General features: G+C 44.6%; 20 protein-coding genes. 10 read left to right on the forward strand and 10 right to left on the reverse strand.

What is annotated here, in order from left to right:
* Window positions 1-14: 14 nt before the first annotated feature.
* The 3 genes from AC51G0_RS29125 to AC51G0_RS29135 all read left to right on the forward strand — a co-directional run bounded on the left by AC51G0_RS29125 (window position 15) and on the right by AC51G0_RS29135 (window position 1,929).
* Window positions 15-254, forward strand: a complete 240-nt coding sequence (locus tag AC51G0_RS29125; protein ID WP_496304244.1) for a DUF1203 domain-containing protein — start codon at window positions 15-17, stop codon at window positions 252-254.
* A 129-nt stretch (window positions 255-383) separates the two neighbouring features.
* Window positions 384-980, forward strand: a complete 597-nt coding sequence (locus AC51G0_RS29130) for a tyrosine-type recombinase/integrase (RefSeq protein WP_496303016.1) — start codon at window positions 384-386, stop codon at window positions 978-980.
* 235 nt (window positions 981-1,215) lie between these two features.
* The gene (locus AC51G0_RS29135; RefSeq protein ID WP_496303017.1) at window positions 1,216-1,929 is read left to right on the forward strand and encodes a GntR family transcriptional regulator; all 714 of its coding nucleotides are present in this window, start codon (window positions 1,216-1,218) and stop codon (window positions 1,927-1,929) included.
* Window positions 1,930-1,950: 21 nt separating this feature from the next.
* On the opposite strand, the gene AC51G0_RS29140 is transcribed toward AC51G0_RS29135, so the two are convergent.
* Window positions 1,951-3,150 (reverse strand): enolase C-terminal domain-like protein, encoded by a 1,200-nt coding sequence (locus AC51G0_RS29140; RefSeq protein ID WP_496303018.1) that lies wholly within the window; start codon window positions 3,148-3,150, stop codon window positions 1,951-1,953.
* Between the two features lie 292 nt (window positions 3,151-3,442).
* Here AC51G0_RS29140 and AC51G0_RS29145 point away from each other — a divergent pair, with 292 nt between their 5' ends.
* The 3 genes from AC51G0_RS29145 to AC51G0_RS29155 all read left to right on the forward strand — a co-directional run bounded on the left by AC51G0_RS29145 (window position 3,443) and on the right by AC51G0_RS29155 (window position 6,566).
* A complete protein-coding gene (locus AC51G0_RS29145) occupies window positions 3,443-4,849 on the forward strand; it encodes a PTS transporter subunit EIIC (protein WP_496304245.1) in 1,407 nt (468 codons plus the stop codon).
* A gap of 117 nt (window positions 4,850-4,966) precedes the next feature.
* On the forward strand, window positions 4,967-5,923 hold the full coding sequence (locus tag AC51G0_RS29150) for a sugar kinase (protein WP_496303019.1): 957 nt from the start codon (window positions 4,967-4,969) through the stop codon (window positions 5,921-5,923).
* 13 nt (window positions 5,924-5,936) lie between these two features.
* Window positions 5,937-6,566 (forward strand): bifunctional 4-hydroxy-2-oxoglutarate aldolase/2-dehydro-3-deoxy-phosphogluconate aldolase, encoded by a 630-nt coding sequence (locus AC51G0_RS29155; RefSeq protein WP_496303020.1) that lies wholly within the window; start codon window positions 5,937-5,939, stop codon window positions 6,564-6,566.
* A 343-nt stretch (window positions 6,567-6,909) separates the two neighbouring features.
* Here AC51G0_RS29155 and AC51G0_RS29160 read toward each other — a convergent pair whose 3' ends face one another.
* Both AC51G0_RS29160 and AC51G0_RS29165 read right to left on the reverse strand, forming a co-directional pair.
* Window positions 6,910-8,178: a Y-family DNA polymerase gene (locus tag AC51G0_RS29160; protein WP_496303021.1), complete on the reverse strand. Its 1,269-nt coding sequence runs from the start codon at window positions 8,176-8,178 to the stop codon at window positions 6,910-6,912.
* Window positions 8,166-8,822, reverse strand: coding sequence for a S24 family peptidase (locus AC51G0_RS29165; RefSeq protein WP_496303022.1), 657 nt, complete (start codon window positions 8,820-8,822; stop codon window positions 8,166-8,168). Before AC51G0_RS29165 ends, AC51G0_RS29160 begins: the two co-directional genes overlap by 13 nt.
* A 267-nt stretch (window positions 8,823-9,089) precedes the next feature.
* On the opposite strand from AC51G0_RS29165, the gene AC51G0_RS29170 reads away from it, so the two are divergent.
* The 3 genes from AC51G0_RS29170 (at window position 9,090) to AC51G0_RS29180 (ending at window position 11,634) form a co-directional block, all read left to right on the forward strand.
* A complete protein-coding gene (locus tag AC51G0_RS29170; protein WP_496303023.1) occupies window positions 9,090-9,956 on the forward strand; it encodes a DinB/UmuC family translesion DNA polymerase in 867 nt (288 codons plus the stop codon).
* 458 nt (window positions 9,957-10,414) lie between these two features.
* Complete coding sequence (locus AC51G0_RS29175; RefSeq protein WP_496303024.1) at window positions 10,415-11,269, forward strand: alpha/beta hydrolase family protein; 855 nt, start codon at window positions 10,415-10,417, stop codon at window positions 11,267-11,269.
* A gap of 116 nt (window positions 11,270-11,385) precedes the next feature.
* Window positions 11,386-11,634 carry a hypothetical protein gene (locus AC51G0_RS29180; protein ID WP_496303025.1) on the forward strand — a complete coding sequence of 83 codons (249 nt, stop codon included), beginning with the start codon at window positions 11,386-11,388 and terminating at the stop codon, window positions 11,632-11,634.
* 110 nt (window positions 11,635-11,744) lie between these two features.
* Here the strand turns inward: AC51G0_RS29180 and AC51G0_RS29185 are convergent, their stop codons facing one another.
* The 3 genes from AC51G0_RS29185 to AC51G0_RS29195 form a co-directional block, all read right to left on the reverse strand.
* Window positions 11,745-12,386, reverse strand: a complete 642-nt coding sequence (locus tag AC51G0_RS29185) for a glutathione S-transferase family protein (RefSeq protein WP_496303026.1) — start codon at window positions 12,384-12,386, stop codon at window positions 11,745-11,747.
* An 87-nt stretch (window positions 12,387-12,473) separates the two neighbouring features.
* Window positions 12,474-12,872, reverse strand: a complete 399-nt coding sequence (locus AC51G0_RS29190; protein WP_496303027.1) for a nuclear transport factor 2 family protein — start codon at window positions 12,870-12,872, stop codon at window positions 12,474-12,476.
* Window positions 12,873-12,952: 80 nt separating this feature from the next.
* The gene (locus AC51G0_RS29195; protein ID WP_496303028.1) at window positions 12,953-13,522 is read right to left on the reverse strand and encodes an NAD(P)H-dependent oxidoreductase; all 570 of its coding nucleotides are present in this window, start codon (window positions 13,520-13,522) and stop codon (window positions 12,953-12,955) included.
* 149 nt (window positions 13,523-13,671) lie between these two features.
* Between AC51G0_RS29195 and AC51G0_RS29200 the strand changes: the two genes are divergently transcribed.
* Complete coding sequence (locus tag AC51G0_RS29200) at window positions 13,672-14,595, forward strand: LysR family transcriptional regulator (RefSeq protein ID WP_496303029.1); 924 nt, start codon at window positions 13,672-13,674, stop codon at window positions 14,593-14,595.
* 351 nt (window positions 14,596-14,946) lie between these two features.
* Here AC51G0_RS29200 and AC51G0_RS29205 read toward each other — a convergent pair whose 3' ends face one another.
* The 4 genes from AC51G0_RS29205 to AC51G0_RS29220 form a co-directional block, all read right to left on the reverse strand.
* Entirely contained in the window at window positions 14,947-15,891 is a 945-nt protein-coding gene (locus AC51G0_RS29205; protein ID WP_496304246.1) for a YeiH family protein, read from the reverse strand.
* Window positions 15,892-16,026: 135 nt separating this feature from the next.
* Entirely contained in the window at window positions 16,027-16,350 is a 324-nt protein-coding gene (locus tag AC51G0_RS29210) for a YdbL family probable chaperone protein (protein ID WP_496303030.1), read from the reverse strand.
* 18 nt (window positions 16,351-16,368) lie between these two features.
* Complete coding sequence (locus tag AC51G0_RS29215; protein ID WP_496303031.1) at window positions 16,369-16,584, reverse strand: YnbE family lipoprotein; 216 nt, start codon at window positions 16,582-16,584, stop codon at window positions 16,369-16,371.
* A 48-nt stretch (window positions 16,585-16,632) separates the two neighbouring features.
* Window positions 16,633-19,962 carry an intermembrane phospholipid transport protein YdbH family protein gene (locus tag AC51G0_RS29220; RefSeq protein WP_496303032.1) on the reverse strand — a complete coding sequence of 1,110 codons (3,330 nt, stop codon included), beginning with the start codon at window positions 19,960-19,962 and terminating at the stop codon, window positions 16,633-16,635.
* Window positions 19,963-20,154: the final 192 nt, after the last annotated feature.

Below are 20,154 nucleotides of genomic sequence, written 5' to 3' on the forward strand. Positions count from 1 at the left end.
CAGGCCCTATTTTTATTCGCGAAAATGCTGAAACAGCCGAGTTGGAAATTAACGAGATACCTGAAATATTGGCAGAAAGGCTGTTGTCAGTGAGGGCATATAATATCAAGAACTTGATGATTCACGCAGAAACCGTGCAAGGTGCAGAATTGGAAAATGTTATCCGTAATCAGTTTTTAAATAGTGAAGTCACATATCTGCAAATTCATAATGCAAACCCTGGTTGCTTCAATTGTAACGTGCACCGAGCCTAGCAAGCGTTCGAGGCTTCAAAATACTTTTTCTTATTCGAATGAACCAAGTTAGGTTTGATACTCTAGCTTGGTTTTGTTCATTTCCTTCCAACTACAATCGTGATGACCAAAATAAGAAAGGAGGTCATCATGGTAGTGTCCAACAAAACGCAAAGAAGTGGCGTCAAAAAGCCTTTTCGGCTTGAGGAAATTTGGCGTATCAGAACCAGACTAGAGATTGAAAATAGTTTGATGCAACTAGCGCTACTCAATTTAGCTATTGATAGCAAACTTAGGGCGAGTGATTTGCTCTCCCTTAGAGTTTGCGATGTATCTTCGCAAGATAGGATATTTAGTCGTGTTAAACATATTCAGCGGAAAACAGACATTGAAGTTCAATTTGAAATAACGACAAGAACTCAACAAAGTCTAATGAAATGGATTTTTATTGCATCGTTAAACGCTAGTGATTTTCTTTTTCTAAGCCAGAGAAGAAAGCAACAGCCGATTAGCTATTCGTACTATAGATACCTAGTCAGAAAATGGGCCTCAAATCTCGGGCTAGATCCTAACCTTTATGGAACTCACTCGATGAGGCGAACTAAAGCGACATTAGTCTATGCAAAAACGAAGAATATTCGAGCGGTACAGCTTTTACTTGGACATACCAAGATAGATAACACAATCCGCTACCTTGGTGTTGAATTAGAAGATGCACTGTTACTTTCAGAAGGTACTGATTGTTAGTCTAAAGGACCCCTAATGCTTAGGGTTTCCATTGGTCACCATTCATTATTCTGACAAGTTGTTGCCCCATTTCTGTTTAGATTTTTAGCCCGTTCATGTCCTGTTCACGTCGATTTTCGATATTTGAAGGGGTTCCATCTTGTTGCGACAGAACTAGAAATGATTTTGTGTGAATCTTTGATATGAAGTAAAATAGTAGTAATATCTGATTTATTAGCGAATAAGCCACCTCAATATGAAAAAGCATGAAGAACTAGTACAAGATATAATCAGTAAAGTTTGTCAGAATGTCTTTGATTTCAAGCTTCCTTCCGAAAGGGAGCTTGTTGAAAAATATGAAGTTTCTCGGTTTTCAGTTCGAAAGGCTCTCGCTAAGCTTGAAGCTATTGGAATAGTGGAATCTAAAGTTGGTTCAGGATATTTTATTAATACATCTATTATTGGTTCGCCATTAATATACAATTCAATAACTGAAAATAAGTTTGGTGAAATCACGTATAGAAAAATAAAGCTCAATAAGAGGCTGCCTACTATTCATGAAATGCAAGTTTTCTCAATTGAAGAGGATGAGTATATCTGGAATATTAAACGGCTAAGATTAATACATGATAAAATCACTCAAATAGAAGAAACTAAACTTCCTGTTCGTCTCTTCCCTAAGATTTCAGATGAAATTATTGAAAGCTCTCTTCAAAAGTATGTTCTTTCTTTGGGGTTAGAAATAGATAGTTATCTAACTACTTATAAAGCAATTAATTTGTCAAAAGACGATGCCGATTTGTTTGGTTGCAAACGATCTAATTCTGCGATGAATATTACCAATCGAGGTTTTTTAAAATCAGGTGAAGTATTTGTTGTTAGTGATATTATTGATATCAATTATCAATGCACATATCACACTAAATTTAATAGTGAAAGCCTTCAATATAGAGACCAAAACGGCCGCTAATCGCGACCGCTCTATTCTTATTTAAGGCGTGTGGATACTGCCATCAGGTAGGCGGCTTTGAGTCCATTCGTGTGGTCGGTACTCCACAGGGAAATCTTTCGCCGCACTTAGGTTCATTTCAACACCAATACCGCTTAATTCTGACGCATAGAGATAGCCATTTTTAGGTTCAGCAGCATTTGGGAAGACTCGTTGTGTATTTTCTTTGTACTCAACATGTTCTTGAATGGCTGCATTATGCAGATGCACATTCATATGAGTATTGACTGCTGCACCAATTGGTGTCATATCCGGTGGGCAGTGCCAAGCAATACGTACACCGAAAGTTTGACATAGGTGGCCGAGTTTCAATGCTGGAGTGATGCCACCTATCTGAGATACGTGGCAACGAATAAAGTCCACTCTGCGATTAATTATCATCGATTTCCATTCTTCAGGGTTGTTAAATAGCTCCCCTAAAGCCAGGGATACTGAAGATTGGTTTCTGATGTTATCCAGCCACTCGGTTTGGTTGGGTGGCAGAATATCTTCGATGAAATATGGCCTGTACTTCTCAACTTCCTTTGCAAACTGAATCGCTTGGTTAGGGAATAATCTTTCATGAACATCATGGAGAATATGAAAAGAATTACCGTACTTTTTACGGAGACTCTTGAACATTTCTAGAGTGTTATCGACGTACTGATCTTGGTCGTAATAAGAACCTTCCGTAGGTGCGTCTGCGGTGTGTATGTTTTCAGGCACACCACCATAAAACCCTAACTGGCAGCGAATATGTTTATAACCTTGCTCTAAGTATTTATCGACTTGCTCATATAAGCCTTCCATAGTGTCACTAGTCGCATGAGTATAAACTTGTATAGCGTCTCTAGATTTCCCACCGAATAATTGGTGTAAAGGCATATCTGCTAACTTAGCTTTAATATCCCATAGAGCCATATCAACACCTGAAATAGCATTATTAATAACAGGTCCATTCCGCCAGTATGAATTAACCATCATCATTTGCCAAAGGTCTTCAATATTATTTGCATCTTTGCCAGTTAATAATGGTTTTAGATATTCATCGACCATTGTTTTTACTGCTAATGGTCTCTGCTGGAAAGTTGCGCAACCAAAGCCGGTCACCCCCAGCTCAGTTTCAACTACTACTGTGATAAGATTGTGCCTATCTGGCTTAGTAATGATGCATTCAATGTTTGATATGATGTTATTTTTCACTTTAATGTTATCTCTAGCTAACAGGTTTTCTATTATATATAACAGTGAAAATAAGGATTTCAAGTGATAAATTATGACTAAAATTAACTGGTTCGTTACCTTTTAGTTTTCTGCAAAAAAACGAACCAATTAGCGAAATAGCCAAAAAATAATAAAATCAGCCTTCTTTATGTGATTTCCATCATGGTTTTCTTGATTGGATAAAATTGTTTATTGAGTAAGATACGAACAACAAATAGCAAAAATCACGTAGGACAAAGAGGGCAAAGCGATGGATATAGCAGAAAATAATATGAACATGTGCGAACAAACTTCGAGTAAAGTTAGTCGTTTAAGTAAAGAACAGCAACGATTGGTCGAAGCTTTGGGTGGTGAAAATAATATTGCCAGCATCACGCATTGTATGACGCGCCTACGCTTCAAGCTCGTGGACGAATCTATTGCTAATAAAGAAACTTTGGAAAACATCAAAGGCGTGAAAGGGGTCGTTCTTGCACAAGGACAGACCCAAGTTGTGATCGGTGTTGAAGTTGAAAAGTGGTACAACAAACTTGTCGGCAATACCACTACAAGCGATGACGTCGTTTCAGAGCAAGAAAAGGGCAAATTTTTCCAAAATGCGATGCGAATCGTTGCAGGTATCTTTGGTCCTGTTGTACCTGCAATTGCCGGTGCTGGTATGCTTATGGGGCTATTATCTGGCCTTATCGCAACCAACGTTATTTCTGAAACATCAGATACTGTGTTCTTCTTTAGATCAATCTCAGTAGGAGTATTTTTCTTTCTTCCAATGCTAGTCTCTTTTTCTGCTGCAAAAGTATTTAAAGTTAATGAATACATTGCGTTAGCTGTAGCTTCAGCAATGCTATCTCCAAAGTTGATAGATAAAGCAGCACAGCTCAAAGAGATGGGCAGCGACCCTGAACTGAGTGTTTTTGGCGTGGTACCAATTGAATTGCTCAATTATGGCGGTGCAATTGTTCCTGCGATATTGGCTGTGTGGACGCTATCGAAAATCACTCCGATGGTCGACAACTTAGTTCCAGCATCAGCGAAACCTGTATTTACGCCGCTACTGGCATTTACCGTCACCTCTACGGTAGTGCTATCGGTTATTGCACCAGCGGGTATGTGGTTAAGTAACGGTGCTGGTTGGGCAGTAAGTGCATTGTTAGAAATTTCTCCGACACTTACGGGCTTTGTATTTGGTTTAACGCGCCCAATTACTATCGTATTTGGTATTCACCATAGCATGACGCCTATCAGTCTGAATAACTTTGCTCTTTACGGTAAAGATCTACTGATGCCAATTATGTGTTTAGGTAACTTGGCTATTGCTGGTGCAACAATGGCAATTTGGTACAAGCAGCGCAAACTTGTTTCTAAAGAGCAATCAACAGTGACCATGGGCTCAGGTATTACAGCAATCTTAGGTATTACTGAACCTGCTCTATTTGGTGTATTGACCAAGTATACGAAAGCAATGTTCACAGCAAGCTTAGCTGCGGGTATTGTTGGTGCAATCTCTGTGACTATCGATACTCACTTAACAAGTTATATCCTTTCATCGGTATTTAGCTTACCGGCTTACTTGGCAAGCGGTACTCAGAACTTTATTCAAGCTGTTATTGGCATATGCGGTGTATTTGCCCTTTCGTTTGTACTGACTTCAATGTTTGTGAAGCTAGACAGTAAGTAATATAAGTCATTAAAATTTAGGTCTATCAGTCTTGCATTGATAGGCCTTTCTATCCGTACTTCAAATCACAACCTGATCACGGTTAGTGATTACATCAAGACAGGTTATACAACAGTCATGAAGACCATTGCCATTATCGGCGAATGCATGATCGAGCTAAGCGGTAAGCCGTTTGGAGAAATGCAGCAAACTTTTGGCGGGGATACACTTAACGCCGCAATTTATCTAAGCCGTAGCTGTGAACCCAATGCCAACATTCACCCGATAAAAGTCTGTTTCGTTACAGCGATGGGTACAGACCCTCTGAGTAAAGGGATGGTGTCTCGTTGGAAGCAAGAAGGCATAAATACCGACCTTGTACTCGAAGATGACACTCGCACTCCAGGGCTTTACCTAATTCAATTAGATGAGCACGGCGAACGAACTTTTTTGTATTGGCGAGACCAATCTCCGGCGCGATACCTACTACAACACCCTGAGTTTGAGCGAGTTGAACAGTCGCTGTTGCAAGCTGATATGGTGTTCGTAAGTGGTATTAGCTTAGCGATACTACTAGCAGAAGATCGCACTAAGTTACTCATGTTACTGGAGACGCTTCGTAGCAACGGCGTTGAAATCGCTTTTGACAGTAACTTTCGCGCTGCTCTTTGGCCAAGTGATGATCTCCAAGTTGTTCAGGCGAGTTATCAAACAATGTATCGAACAACAGATTTGGCATTAGTAACATTCGACGATGAACAGCTTATTTGGGGAGACGAAACGCCCCACGCTTGCATTCAGCGCTTGCATTCGCTTGGTATTAGCAAAGTGATAGTTAAGTTAGGTGCAAAGGGGTGTTTAGTAGGTGATGCCGAGAAGAGGATTGAAGATATAGTTCCTACGCGTCCCGTGAAACAAGTCGTGGATACTACTTCAGCGGGTGATTCATTCAATGGGGGTTTCTTATCCTGTTATCTATCAGGTGGAGACTTAGAACAATCATGCCAGCGAGGGAATGCTCTTGCTGGTGAAGTAATCCAACATCGTGGCGCTATTATCCCTAAAGCCATGACTGATGTTGTGACAGCCAGTTAGTATAGGAATAATCATGTCTAATCTGAAAGAACAATTAAAAGCACTGAAAGTTATTCCCGTTATCGCCATTGATAATGCGGAAGATATTATCCCTCTTGGTAAGGTGCTAGTCGATAATGGCTTACCAGCCGCAGAAATAACATACCGTTCAGATGTCGCTACGGAAGCTATTCGACTATTAAGAGAGTCTCAACCGGAAATGTTAATCGGTGCTGGCACAGTCTTAAACTGTGAGCAAGTCATCGCAGCCAAAGAAGCTGGTGCGACTTTTATCGTGTCGCCGGGATTTAACCCAAATACGGTTCGAGCATGCCAAGAAATTGGCATTGACATCGTACCCGGAGTGAACAACCCAAGTACCGTTGAAGCTGCATTAGAAATGGGATTAACAACACTTAAATTCTTCCCGGCTGAAGCATCTGGTGGCGTAAATATGGTGAAGTCTCTTTTGGCGCCTTATGGTGATATTGAGCTAATGCCTACGGGTGGTATTACTCCAAAAAACATCAAAGACTACTTAGCGATTCCAAAGGTGTTCGCCTGTGGTGGTACTTGGATGGTCGATAAAAACCTTATCGAAGCCGGTGACTGGAAAGAGTTGGCTCGTTTGATTCGCGAAGCCGTTGAACAGGTGAATTTTTAACTTAACATAATACAAACGTTCAAGGTTTCAACATACTTTTCCTAATCCATATCACCCGAGCTAGAGTTTTCACTCTAGCTCATTTATGTCCAAATCCGTCTTACGATTCTGAGCCGTATGCAGTGAAAGTTGCACGTACGGCTCTTAGGAGGGCGGCATCTGGTAACAGATGTCGCCTATCCGACCTAAGTGTGATAGCAATTATGGGGCATAAGATGAAAGTCAGCTCAAATGAATAAGGCAATCTGAGCAATGCTGATTCGTACTGCGCTAAGGTCTAGTATCATTATCTGATTTCTGATTATAGTGATAACCTCCTAGCCGACTCTTTATTTCTTCTTACTTAGCAAAAGACAGTTGGCACATCGCTCCATCGGGAGTGAGGGTTCTTGAGCTGGCCTGATTCCATTCTCTCACCCGTGGTTCCGGTGCCTTTAGCACCTAGGAACAGGGTATTCTTGCCAAAGTGTGCGTTAATGGTGTCGAGCGCTGACATCTTCCGGGTATCTTCAACTGGGGCAAATAAGTCGCCCTGATCATACCTGGCATCGGTCAACTCAAGGGCGGTGACGCCTATCTTATATAACGGTATCCACGGCCCCGCCTGAGGTATCAGTCTGTGTATGGCTTCAGAGAGCACCTTTAAAAAAATTGCTGTGTCGCTACTCGGGTAGTTCAGCTTCACGCATGCACCGCCAGAATGTTTTTGATTATCGTAAGGTGATGTTCGGCAGAAGAACTGAATAGTCTTGATTTTACTCTGCTGGCTGCGTGCCTTGGCGCAGACCTCATGGACATGGTATGCCAATGCCTGTCGCAACTCCTCGATACTGTGTAGTCGTTCCTTGATGCTGCGGGTACTACTTATCATGTCTTTGATGTGTAGTTCATTCGGCTCTCGCCAGTTAAGTATTTGCTGGCCATGTAGCTCGGCAATCAACGAGGTTATTGGCTTACCGAATTCCTTTTTCATTTTCTTCACATCGGCATGTTTGAGATCGATGGCTTTATTTATACCCATGTGCTTTAACCGAGCGTCAATTCTTCGGCCGACGCCCCACAAATCCCCAACTGGCATCCTTGATAGAATCCGGTCAATGTTAGGGAGTGACTCAAGCACGCATATGCCCTTGTAGCCCGGCAGCTTCTTTGCAGCCCAGGCTGCAACCTTGGCTAGTGTGCAGTTATGGCTTGCAGCAGCGCCAATGGGGGTGCGGGTGAGCTTGTAGACATTGCGCCTAATATTTTGAAGATAATACAAGGCATCGGTGTTGTACGGCATCCTGCAAAACACTTCGTCCACACTGTAACTGCAACTCTCAGGAAAATGGTCTTTGATTATTGATTGGAATTGTTCTGAATGGTATCCAAACAGGTTAAAGTTGGCTTCAAGCACTTGCACGCCAAGAGTATCTATTTTGTCTTTATACTCAAATACAGGCTTGAATTTTTTCAGGCCACACTTATCCGTTGCTAACCGGTTCGCTGCGATAATAATTCCTTGGTTACCACTCGTGACCACTACCGGCTTTTCACGGTATTCAGGGTGCAGAATGCCGCTGGCTGAGGCATAGAAGCGGGTGCCATCCAGTATGGCTATCAATCCTGCCATTGCGGGATCACCTGTCGCTGGAACGAGATTGAAGCAGTAACAACCCCTTCGATAGCCAATGGCCCAGTGACCGGTGTTTGGATACCTAGCCCGTCATCGAGTGTGCCATTCGACAAGTTCAACAGGCGGCAATGAAATGCATTGTCTGCATAGACTACTGCTAGATCACCTTGCTGATAATCAACATCACGGCGCACAATAAGTAACGAGTCATCTCTTATACCTAAACTTGCCATCCGTGAACCTTTAGCCTTTGATAAAAAAGCAGCAGCCTGCATCGGAATCAGCGAGGTGTGAAGTTTCTTCTGCAGATCTCTCTCAGGTAGCGGTGGAGCAGGGCGGTGATGGCGGATAATTGCAGTGGCGGTACCTATCACTGTTAATTCTGATTGGATGTGATGAATTCTGGATAAAGGCATTATCGACTGATCACCATATTGCTCTGCTAAAACTAAATCCGTTGCTTCCGGTTTTATTGATGCATCAACAACTACCCAGTCATCTTTACGAACAAGGAGCGATGTATCGGAATCAGCTTTTCTGTAGATGAAAGTAGATGCTGGGCGAAGGATAATATCACCTAAATTCAGTGGCTTTTCTCGATATGGAGTTGTTGGGTTCTCAAACCCGGTGAATCCAGACATTGATGCTACTAATGCTGTTTATATATACAGTATATACTAGCGGCAGTGTTGTTCCCTGACAACCACAGTTTACTCGTTTGGTCGATACTTCATCAGAATCGCCAGTCTTTTGATCCATCAAATAGAGGGTGTGACATCATATTCATATCCACAATATGATGGATCATATCGGCAATTTGATTTTGTATGCTCCCCCCTTCTCATAGGTTTACTTTATCAATTTCCCCCTGGATTCGGCGCTACTGACATAACACCTTGTATGCTGACATGAGCCGACGCTTTATCGAGGAGCTTTACCAGTTCTCCCCCCATGTTGAACAGTATTCAATCGATGAGGCTTTTGTGCGTTTAGACGGGCTCCAGCATCGAGGGCTAACCGGTTATGGCAAGACGCTTCGCGATACGATTCAGCGTAATATAGGCTTACCGCTTCGGGTTGGTATCGGAGCAACGGGTATAGGTAATGCGCTGCAATTGGCCGATAAGGATTCGGCAGACATGCGTCGGTTGTGGAATGTCGGTCTGGCTCGTACCGTCTTGGAGTTACAGGGTATTGCCTGTATCTCACCCGGTGATATCGATGAAAAAAGAAAGCAAATATTATCTAGCCGAAGCTTCGGGAGCGGGATCTGCAAACTCGATGAGCTAAAAGCGGCGTTGGCTTTTCATTGCCAGCGAGCGGGAGAAAAATTACGAAAGCAAGGCAGCCAGGCGAGTGTGGTTGGCGTATTTTTGCGGACCAACCGTTATAAGGAATTACCGCAACATAACAAGAGCTGCGTCCGAACCTTAGTGTGCCCGAGCCAGGATTCCTATAAGTTTCTGGCATCGGCACTAGAGCAACTTGATGAGGTGTATCGGCCGGGTTTTGAATACCAGAAAATCGGGGTGATTTTGGATGAATTAACCGATGCCCAGAATGATAATTTTCAGCTCGATATGTTTGATACCAGTGCACTGGAAGAAATGAAACGGCGTGACTTGATGGCCATTACGGATAAGGTGAACGCCCGGTTTAAAAACGGGATTAAACCGGCATCGGTGATAGGCTCAACCAACTGGCATATGCGCCAGGCCTTCCGTTCAAACCGTTGGACCACGCGATTGGATGAGCTGCAAGTCGCCAAGTGTTGATCATTGGCATATACCCAAGCTACCTCAAGATGCTCGTTTCAGCGAGAATTACTTGGCTCCTAGGCTAGGCACCGATTTGAAAATCTAGTGGCTCTAAATTAATAATCGGTAACAACGCATAGCAGCCAAGTAAACTCGCCCTTTGGGAGTGAGCCAGCGAACCCATTTCTGTGTCAAATAACGTTGAAAGGGATTGCCATTCCTACCGTTATTTTCCTTGAACTGAGTACGCTGGTCTCACTCTGAATCCTGCATCTTGAGGTAGCTTGGGTATATCTGTATTAAAGAACAGCTCAAGCAAACAAGTCACCGGTTAAATAAAGGTGAGACGTCCTGTCTTCTTGTACGAGTAAGTTTTGCTGTCTGTCGAGGATCTGCTCATTGATCAGCAAATTTATTGAGCCAGTAATTAGAACAGGTTAGCGTCAGCTAGTCTTATTATTGTGCTAGCTACCCCTATGAGAAAAACGCTTTTTTTACTTGTCATTGTCAACATGCTTTTCGTGCAGGGTTGTACATCGCCTGTCACTTCTGATGACTACCTCACTCACAAAGTTCGGAACCCGGTATATCTCGAAGCTTATGCTCAAACCAAGTGGTTCCGGCCAGAGAAGCACAAACTGTCAGAGCTCCGTATCCAGTATGACGACATGCAGGTGACCCGTGGGATTAAGTTAACGGTTGAAGGCGCCTCGAATACGGTGTTGTATTTTGGCAACCTCCCATTTTATCCAACCACTGATGAAGCCATGATTGCCGGACAGTTTGCACTCTTGGGCGTTAACTTTATTTCGTTGAAGAGCCGAGGGATAGACAGTGATGGCAATTGGCCATCTGTGATGCGGCTGCAGCGTGATGCCATCAATGTTTATGACCAAGTTCGAGCGAGCAATCCCAATGGATTCATTATTCTTCATGGTTCGGCGATTAGTACTTTTTTTGTTGCCGAGCTAGCTAGAACGAGAAATGTTGATGCTATTGTTTTGGAAGGAGCACTGACACGTATAGAAGAAACGGTACAAGCCACCACTCCTTGGTTGCTACGCTGGCGTAACGACGTGAAGATTGAGCCGCAGCTCGCTGCTCTGGACAATTATCCAGCCTTGAAAGCTTACCATGGACCCTTACTGTTTTTGGTTGGAGAAGATGATGACAGAGCACCACCAACATTAACTTATTCGTTGTATCAAGCTTCACCATCGATGGAAAAGTCAATCACTGTGATTGAAGATGCCTCACAGGGCAATGTGATCAGTCAGGATAAAGCACTAGAAGCCTATATGATGTTTATTCATGGCTATGGTATGGAGTAATACACACTTATAATAAAAACAAGCTCATTTCGTCCGGCTTATAACCATATTGAATTTTATAGATATAAAGGGTATTTTTCTTTCCCCCGATAGCTTTCCGATAATGTAGCAAGATAATGACTGCAGAGTGGAAAGATAAGCAGATGGTCAAATGGATAGGGTTAGTGTTGGTGTTTGTGGGATTGTCGGTCATGACATCAGGCTTGGTGAGCGCCCTGATGGATTTGGCGGCCTTTCTTCTCCTGCTGTTTGCCGTGGCAAGAAAGGCGATGAAGAAAAGTACTGAGCCTACAGAAGAAAACTTCTCAGTGAACGCATTGGAAACTGGGAAGGAAAGCAAAGATAGAATCGATATAACGCCATGAAAAAAGCGAGTGTTTGGCACTATCGCACCAAAGGGAACCGATACAACATGAAACCAGAAACGGGCGGATCACTACCGCCCGTTAACTTGGCACTCAAGTGCTGCTATCCTTCAGCCATCATGCCTTATATCTACACGCGCAGACGTCTCCTGCGCCGCGTGTACTTTCTGAACAGCAGGATCGGCTGCCAACTTACGGATGATCCGATCGATATTCTTGTATTCATCGGTCGGTTTTTCCAGATCATAGCCCCAGCTTGCCATCGGATACAGGAAGGCATCTGCAACCGATTTGCTGTCGCCTACCATCCAATCCCGGCCTTCCAGATGCTGATCGATCAGAGTTAACGCCTTATCAATCAACAAATGACTTGCTGCCTGCACAGCTGCGTAGCCTTTCTCTTCTGTAGTAAAACGCATCGGCATGAAATGAGGCCAGAAATATGGGTGCAGTGTGCCCGAGATGTAGACTAACCAACGGTGAAGATCGTTGCGCTCAGCAGTTCCGACAGCAGGGCCGATATTGGCGTCTGGGTTTTGGTCGACAAGATGGAGCAGGATGGCCATTCCCTCGGCTAAAGCTAGGTCTCCATCAATCAGAGTTGGAACAACACCGGAGGGGTTGAGCTTCATATAGTCGGGAGACTTCATGGTGACATGATCGAGATGCTCAACCTCGTAGGGCTTACCGATCCACTCTAATGCAATATGCATTGCTGTGGCACAGGTGCCGGGGGCAGAATAGAGTTTCATATGATGATTCTCTCTTTTTAAGAAGTGTGGTTCAATTGATGGTGCTGTATTTTGGTGATGTCAGTCGGTTTCTAATTGTAAGTGACTTTAAGCACGCACTTGGAGTTTGTGTTCTTTCAGTCGCCAACCAGCAGGTGTCTTTACTAGTGTCTCGAAATAGCGGCCTACGACGAAATGCTTGATCTCACCGTTATGGCTCTGGATTGCTTGGCTAATACAGCTCAATTGTGCTTCATCTCCATCACCATCAATTACGAAATTGCTCTGAATATGGGTAAGCCCTGGTGGGAACGCGTCTGCACTGTCTTTTATCCAGTTGATGATGTTGTCGATACCTTCTAATTCGATTTGAAACTCATCGACGATAAATCGCCCATCTTCAACAAACAGGTCGCGCATCGCTTCTGGCCCCTTGATGTCAACGGCGAGCGCAAAACGCCCCATAAGATCTTGAATTTCCATTTTGTCTGCAGTTGTAAGTGACATGTTTACGTCCTCGTTTCTTGAGTGATTAAAAAAGCTGGTTTGTCGCCCTTCGTGGCTCGGAGGGCTATTCGGAATAAGTCTTAGGCTAGTTCACGTTTCTGTGGCGCAAAAACATGCTCAGAACTCATAGGGGTGGTTGCATAGGCGATCACCGCTGGAATGCTGGCATCGATCCGAGCATGGTCCCGCCCCATCGCACTGTGGAGTACGAACGGGGGCAGATATCGCATACCAACCATGTTGGCCGTTTGTTGAAAGGGCGTCAGTAACTCTCCCATGCTGAAATTATTATATGAAGCGGCGGAATAGCTTTCTGCAGGACCGCCTGTGGAGATCACGAGCCCTAGCTCCTTTCCCCTGAGTTGACTGCCTCCGGGACCAAAGGCAAATCCCATGAGCAGTACCTGATCAAGCCAGGCTTTGAGCACGGGCGGGGAGGAGTACCAATAAAAGGGAAACTGCATGATGATGCGATCCGCCTCAAGGAGAAGTGCCTGTTCACCAGCAGGGTCGAAACGCATCTCTGGCCCTCCAACGGCCATCAAGTCGCGGGTGACAACGTCAGCAGTATCGGACAGGGCCTCAAACCAGCGGCGACTGATCGATGAGGAAGAGAGGTCCGGATGAGCAGTCAATACAAGTGTTTTCATAATGGGTCTCTGGCGTTGTTCCCTTGTCGCGTGGATGTTCGATCCCGGCGGGCTGGGTTATTGCGTTTAAGTGTTGCTACAGTGTATGTATTACTGTAATTTCTAACAATTACCTCTAAATCAACCTCTATGGTGTAGTAAATACAACAATGCGATTGCCTCTTTCTACTCTTGAAGTGTTCAATGCCATTGCGCGAGAGGGCAGCATGCGCGCTGCTGCTGAGGCGCTGGGGATTAAGCGCTCAACCGTGAGCCATCAGTTGAAGACGCTCGAAGATCAGTTGGGAACAGTGTTGTTCGTCCGAACCACACGCTCGATCAATCTGACCGAGGCTGGCCGTGCCTTGATACGTGCGTCTGGTCCGGCATTTGAACAACTGGCTGATGGTCTAGAAAGTGCGCGTACAGCTGGTCATGCGGCACGTGGCGTATTGAAACTCGCGATTCCGGAGTTCGCCTATCACCTGTTACTACGCCAACATCTAGTGTCCTTTCAAGAGCACTATCCAGAAATCGAGGTAGAACTGTCACTTACCGATGCCCTGTCGGACATACTTCAAGAAGGTTTACATGCCGGGTTTCGTTTGGGGGGATTGATTGCTGAGGATATGATTGCTATCAGTTTGACCGACTCCCTGACCACTGCTGTGGTGGCAAGTCCGCGCTATTTGGAGAAGAACGGTAGGCCAACGCATCCCACAGATCTTCTGACACATAACTGTTTACGGTATCGCTATCAAAGCTCCGGCCAATTGGCGCCCTGGACCTTCACCGGTCCGGATGGGGTTTATCCGGTTCAAGCACGTGGCAGTGTCATTGCCAATTCAGTGCCGGTGACACTTGAAATGGCGACTCAGGGATTGGGAATTGCTTATGCGTTCCATGAATACTGCGTTGAAGCTTTGGAGACTGGGCAGCTCGAGGAGATCCTGAGTGAACACCGGGTTTCCATGTCCAGTATCAACATCTATTTCCCACGAGAATACCGCGATTTTATGCCGCTTCGCCTATTCATCGAGCATCTGAAACAAGGTGAGGGGACATATCTGAATAGCCGATTCCGATGTGATTAATACGAAGCCAGCGCTGTTTAGTACCCCATATGATTGGGCAGATGCTAAAAATATCACCAACTCGATTTCGTGGTAAAACCTCTTTGCGGCTCTGAATAGGGTGGTAGGTTTAGTGCTTTTCTTCTATGCGATATGTAATGGAAATAGAGATCACAAAGCGCTTGGTGAGGTTACGCTTGGTAACGTTTTTCAGTCCAATCCCTTGTTGCTGACAGTCAGAAATTGCTCCCTTGACTGCCAGGTTACATCGCCTCTTGTTGGGTAATGTGGCGGATTGCGTATGTGCAAGTACGAATAATGCTGTTAACCATTTCTCGGAATGAAGCATTGATTGTCTGCCATTTCAGCCTCCTACATAAACTGAATATAAACCAGTGAACCTACCCCAATACTTAGCCAGAGCAGGACACCAAGCAGCAAGGGCTGCAACCCAGAAGCACGTAGCTTCTGAACAGTGATCCCCGAACCAATCAGAAACAGGCAGACGACCAGTATACGTTTAGACAGATTGAATACCTGATCGTAAACAGGCTGCAGGTCAGGAACAAAATGCGCGAATAAAATGGCAACGCAGTAGAAAACTATGAAATAGGGAATACCTATCTTTTTGCTATCGCCTTTAAACATCAGCGCGCTGACAAAGGCAATCGGGATGATCCACAGCGCACGTGCCAGCTTCAATGTGGTCGCGGTTCTCAGTGCTTCGTCTCCATAGGCGCCGGCCGCACCAACGACAGAAGACGTATCATGAATAGCAATTGCCGCCCAGGTGCCAAACGCATGCTGACTCATTTCTAATAGGTGGCCAAGGGCAGGAAAAACAAACAGTGCGACTGAGTTCAGAACAAATACCGTTGCCAGTGCCAGAGAGGTCTGATCGTCTCTGGCATTGATGGCTGGAGCGACGGCTGCAATAGCACTGCCACCGCAAATGGCGGTTCCGGATGCAATCAGGTGGCCGGTCTTCTGTTCAATGCGAAGCAGCTTGGTTAAGGCGTAGCCCATGAGCAGGGTGAAGAAGATAGAGGCAATGATAAGCCCTAATCCTTGCTTGCTAGCTTCGATAGCCTGATCGAGATGGATACCGAAACCCAGCCCGATAATTGAGTATGACAGCAGCTTTTTGGTGAGCGCTGCCAGGTTGAATTGCGTCGGCACTATGCCCAGGCTGGCGAGAGTAAATCCTAAGATCAGGGCGACTGGTGAGCTAATGAAAGGTAACAGACAAACCAGGGCGACAAAAAAGAAGAAGTAATCAGACGTCTGAGATTTTTTGAGGGTGTTATGAAGCGACATCATTAGTGAGTAATCAAGAGAGTCAAAAGGTTAGAATGCAGTGAGTATACGCGGAAAAACAAGTTAGTTAGATTTAAATATATTGAAGCTAGGGTTAAGAAATATTGAACATATGGTTTGGCATTACAACTGACACTATTTTTTTAGCCATTTACCTGCAGCATTTTGGTAATAGTTACCTGACTGGGTTTTTTCGACAGCCTTTTGGTGTGCCAGCCGGCCGACTTCTGGGGTGGTGAGCCCATGGGAGACGGCAATTTTTTTATAGCGATCTTTTCGGCGGTTGTTTACGGTAGACACAAGTTGACGCACTTCGCTAGAAGCATTCGACGTCACGGCGGCGACATAGCCCGTGTTTGCTTCCCCAATCAGCCCTTGATCTTTTGCCTGCTGTAGGTCGAGTGCATAGGCGTTGGCTGATATGAAAACAGCAAAAAAAAGGATTAGAACATTCTTCATGGCAATCTCCTTGCCATATCAGAATACATCGTCATCACTGAATAAGTCATCAATTTCCTTATCAACTTTTATTCGGATCTCGTGTTCAATCTTAACGTTCAGGTTTACTTCTATTGGCTTGTCAGAGGCTGTGACCTGGACTGTGGGTGTACAGCCGGAAATGCCAATAGCACTAAGTATTGCAACGAATGCAAGGAGTGTGAGTATGCTGGAAAGTTTAAGCTGAATATCCATGAGCTACGACCATTCTTAGCCACCATGTTTAACAAAAGCGCAATAATGCTACTCATCCAAACCAAGCTGCTTTAAAAATTGACCTTCCAGCTTTGATGAATTTATGGCATTCAATGTCTTTATTAATGCTGGAATATCGTCTTCTAGGTTCAGGTTTAGATATACAGGCCGACCATTTTGAAAATCAGGGTTGTAGCCCTTAAACCGTGAACTGGCGTTTAATTGTCCTTCTTTAGAATAGTCTATATCAACGGCCAGCGAGTCGTATTTATAATTTTTGAGAATCCGACTAATCACGAGCAAGCTGTTTTCCCCGGCGGCTTCGACATTTTGGTCGATGGTCGAACCTTCCTTGTACCTGAGTACTCCTCCTGGATAGCGTGAGTGAAGTTTGCCGTTTTGGATAACGGGCAGACCGTTTTGAATCGACATGGGAAAGGTGCCATCTAAGGTGCCAGTTAGCTCAATGTCACTAGGTTCAATGGCTTGCATGAGTTTTTCCAGGTTCAGGCGATGGACCAGGATTGGGATGTGGGAAATGTTAGTTAACTCTGAACTGGTCACGCCATGAGTGCTGATTGAGCCTCCTAATGCATAAGCGCTTGCACGGTGAAGTGCATAGTGGTTATTTTCAGTATCGAATTCAACTAAAGCGAAAATATTCTCGAGTAATACCCCGGCATGCAGTAGACCTGCATGTACACTGACTGGGTATTTAGAGCGAATCCCTTTGGGGGAGATGGCGGCGGTAAAAGAGACATTGAGATCAGCAAAATGAAACCCGTGTATATACCCTCCTAAGCCGTCAGCAAAGACACCAAAGTCACCACGAAGCTTGCCTTGGTTAAGTAACAAATCGGCGTTAAAGCTAATGATGCCGTTATTTAAGTCATACTTGATAGGCAAGTGAGGCAAATAGTGTTTTTTTAAAGTACGCTTGGGGTTAAAGTGAATGTCATTACGGTGTAACTTTATTCGTGTCTGATCCTGCTCTAAATTGGAGCTGATCGTAAATAGCATCAATTGTGCTTGCTTTGCACTATTTAACGATCCAGATAGATTGACTTTCCCTGGCTTTAGTTTGAGTGCTCCTTGGCTACTTAAGGAGGGTAAACGCTGATTATTTTGCCTTAGGTTGAGAGTTGTCTGGTACTGGGTATTTATTTCCAGCCGATCGTTTGATTGCATCAGTGTCGCGTTGGTTAAGGCGAGTACAAGCTTGGCATCGTATTTTTGTACAGGAAGTTGGTTTTTGCTGCTCTGAAGCTGTTTTCGCTTTTGCTTGGAAATGGGCCCCTCGGCAATTAATTTCTCACCATAGAAGTCACCTGTCAGTAGGATTTCGGTATTCGGGGCAAGTTTCAGTTTAAGTTGCTGTGGGGCTTCATGGCTAGATCCTTGTGATAGGAATAGGTCAAGGTTTCCTACTTGCAGCAACAGATCAGTAGCCTGAGACTGAATCAGGGCTGGATCCAGTTCTGTTCCCAGTTCTGTACCCAGCGGCAATATAGCCTTGTCGACTTTAATTTCGGTATTTTGAAATTGCATCGCCAGTTTGCGAGCAGACCAGTTCAGGTCAATATCACTAGTGGCTGCGATCCTGTTAAATTCAGTCCCTATAGCTGGATAAAGTTGGTTAGCTCGGGACTGAAAATTCAATTGGGTATGACACTGTAACGAATCGACCGGGTTGAGCTGTTCCAGCTTGATGGCACAGTGTAGTTTTTTAATCAGCAAAGAGAAAAAGCTGTCATGTTGGGGGCTTTCCATCGCTATTTTTTCCGTAGGATCGCTCAGCTTAAGTGTTAGCTCATTGTCTTGATATAGCGCATCAAATGTCAGTGAGCCATCAGTATTGAATGACAAGGTCGAGATAGGCTTTGGGTTATGAGATGGCGAAAGTATTGGGTGTTGAAGAGCGAACTGATTTAAAGCGACCTTAACATTGCCGGGCAGCGTTACCTTAATGCGGTAAATAGCTTGAACGATACTGCTTAGCTTGGCCGGTAGCGCTCCCTGAGCCGGAACATGGTGTGTTGTAGCTTGAGTGATTGCTGTTTGAATGGCGCTAATAGCTAACGGTTCGCTGAGTGTCGCACTGGGTATGTCATAGAGCTTGAGCCTGTCAGTCAGCTCTTTGGTATTACGGAAGTTGGCGTTACAGTTGAGCGACTCTGGTAGCGGGCTAACAAAGTGGATCTTTACTAGGCATTGCAGGGTGTTGCCTTTCGGGCCTGTTATCTTTCCAGAAAAGTAGGCATCTTGTTCATTAAGGTGCTTGACCAGAATATCAATGTCATAGGGATCTGGACCCAGAGCTTTCCCGGTTAACCTTAGCTTGGCTTTTTTATCAGGTTTGTTGTTCCGCTTCCTTGGGGTTTCAAGCACCAGGAGTGAGTGAATGATCAGCTCCCCGTAGTTGAAGTCATGAATTTTTAGTTTGCGCAAGGGGAGCAAGGAAAGCTTGGCGATGGCCCTCCCCAGATGGAGGCTCTGGCTGGCATTGTCAGGTTTTTCAATAAATTCAGGAAGCTGGCTTGGCTGATCAAGCCAGAGTTGATCTGCGGTCAGTTTAATACTCTCTTCGATACGTTGAAGGTTGAGCCCCAGTGCAATGTTCTTTCCTGACTGGGTGTACCCCTGAGTGACTGTTTCCCATTTGGGACTCAATGTTTCGATGTGAACAGAAAGAGGGGTTATATCTGCCTGCCAGCTGATTGAGAAGTTAGCGTTGTCAAAGCTAAAAGGATAACGGTTTGCGGCCTTGTCACCTGGCACCAGAAGGCTCAGGGCCCCGTGCTTAATAAAGCCGCTAATAACAACAGCAGGTTGTGTTGTTAAGACCAGGTCGATGTCATCTACTTGTTGTTTGACTGCAATATCATGTTTATCGAACAACGACACTTCAATTAAGTTAGCGTGAGCGCTAAAAACATAAGGCTCTGAGAGATCAGTAAAATTAAAAGCGGTATCAGTCAGTGTCAGGTTGCCTAAGCTTATCTCTTGTTGGTCCAGTGTTTTTAAAATATCAGGAGAGAGCCTGACTTCGGTATGTTGGGAAAACAGTCGCCATGAAGCATTCGAGATGGCGCTATCCATGTCTACAAAATGCTCTAGGGATAGCTTTTTGAAGGTTAGCGCGTTTTTATTGATTGTGATGGAAACTTCATCGATAACTAAGCCTTGGTTGAAGCCGATCCCGGAGATAGCATTAATCTCAATCCCTTTGGAGGCTAACCACGGTGGAATGATAATGGCCGGAATAATGAGTACGCTAAGCAATATGAGCAGGCCATAGAGAAAAAGCCGCTTCCTTTGGCTTCTCTTTTCCCTTTTAGCTGGTGTTGTGGAGGCTCGTGTTTTCTCTGCTTCATTCATGAATCATCAAAACTACCTTAGTTTGGGAATTGATAGAGTGAACCTTCCTTTAAGCATAAACCGGAAACAAAAAAATAGTGGATAAATAACAACCTAACTGATTTATTGCTCAGGACTATGCTAGAAAGGTGAGGGAAAGGATGGCTGCCAGTACTGCCGCGATGGGCATTATTGTGTTCTTCAGCTCTGCCG

This window comes from Photobacterium sp. HL06, assembly GCF_059552575.1.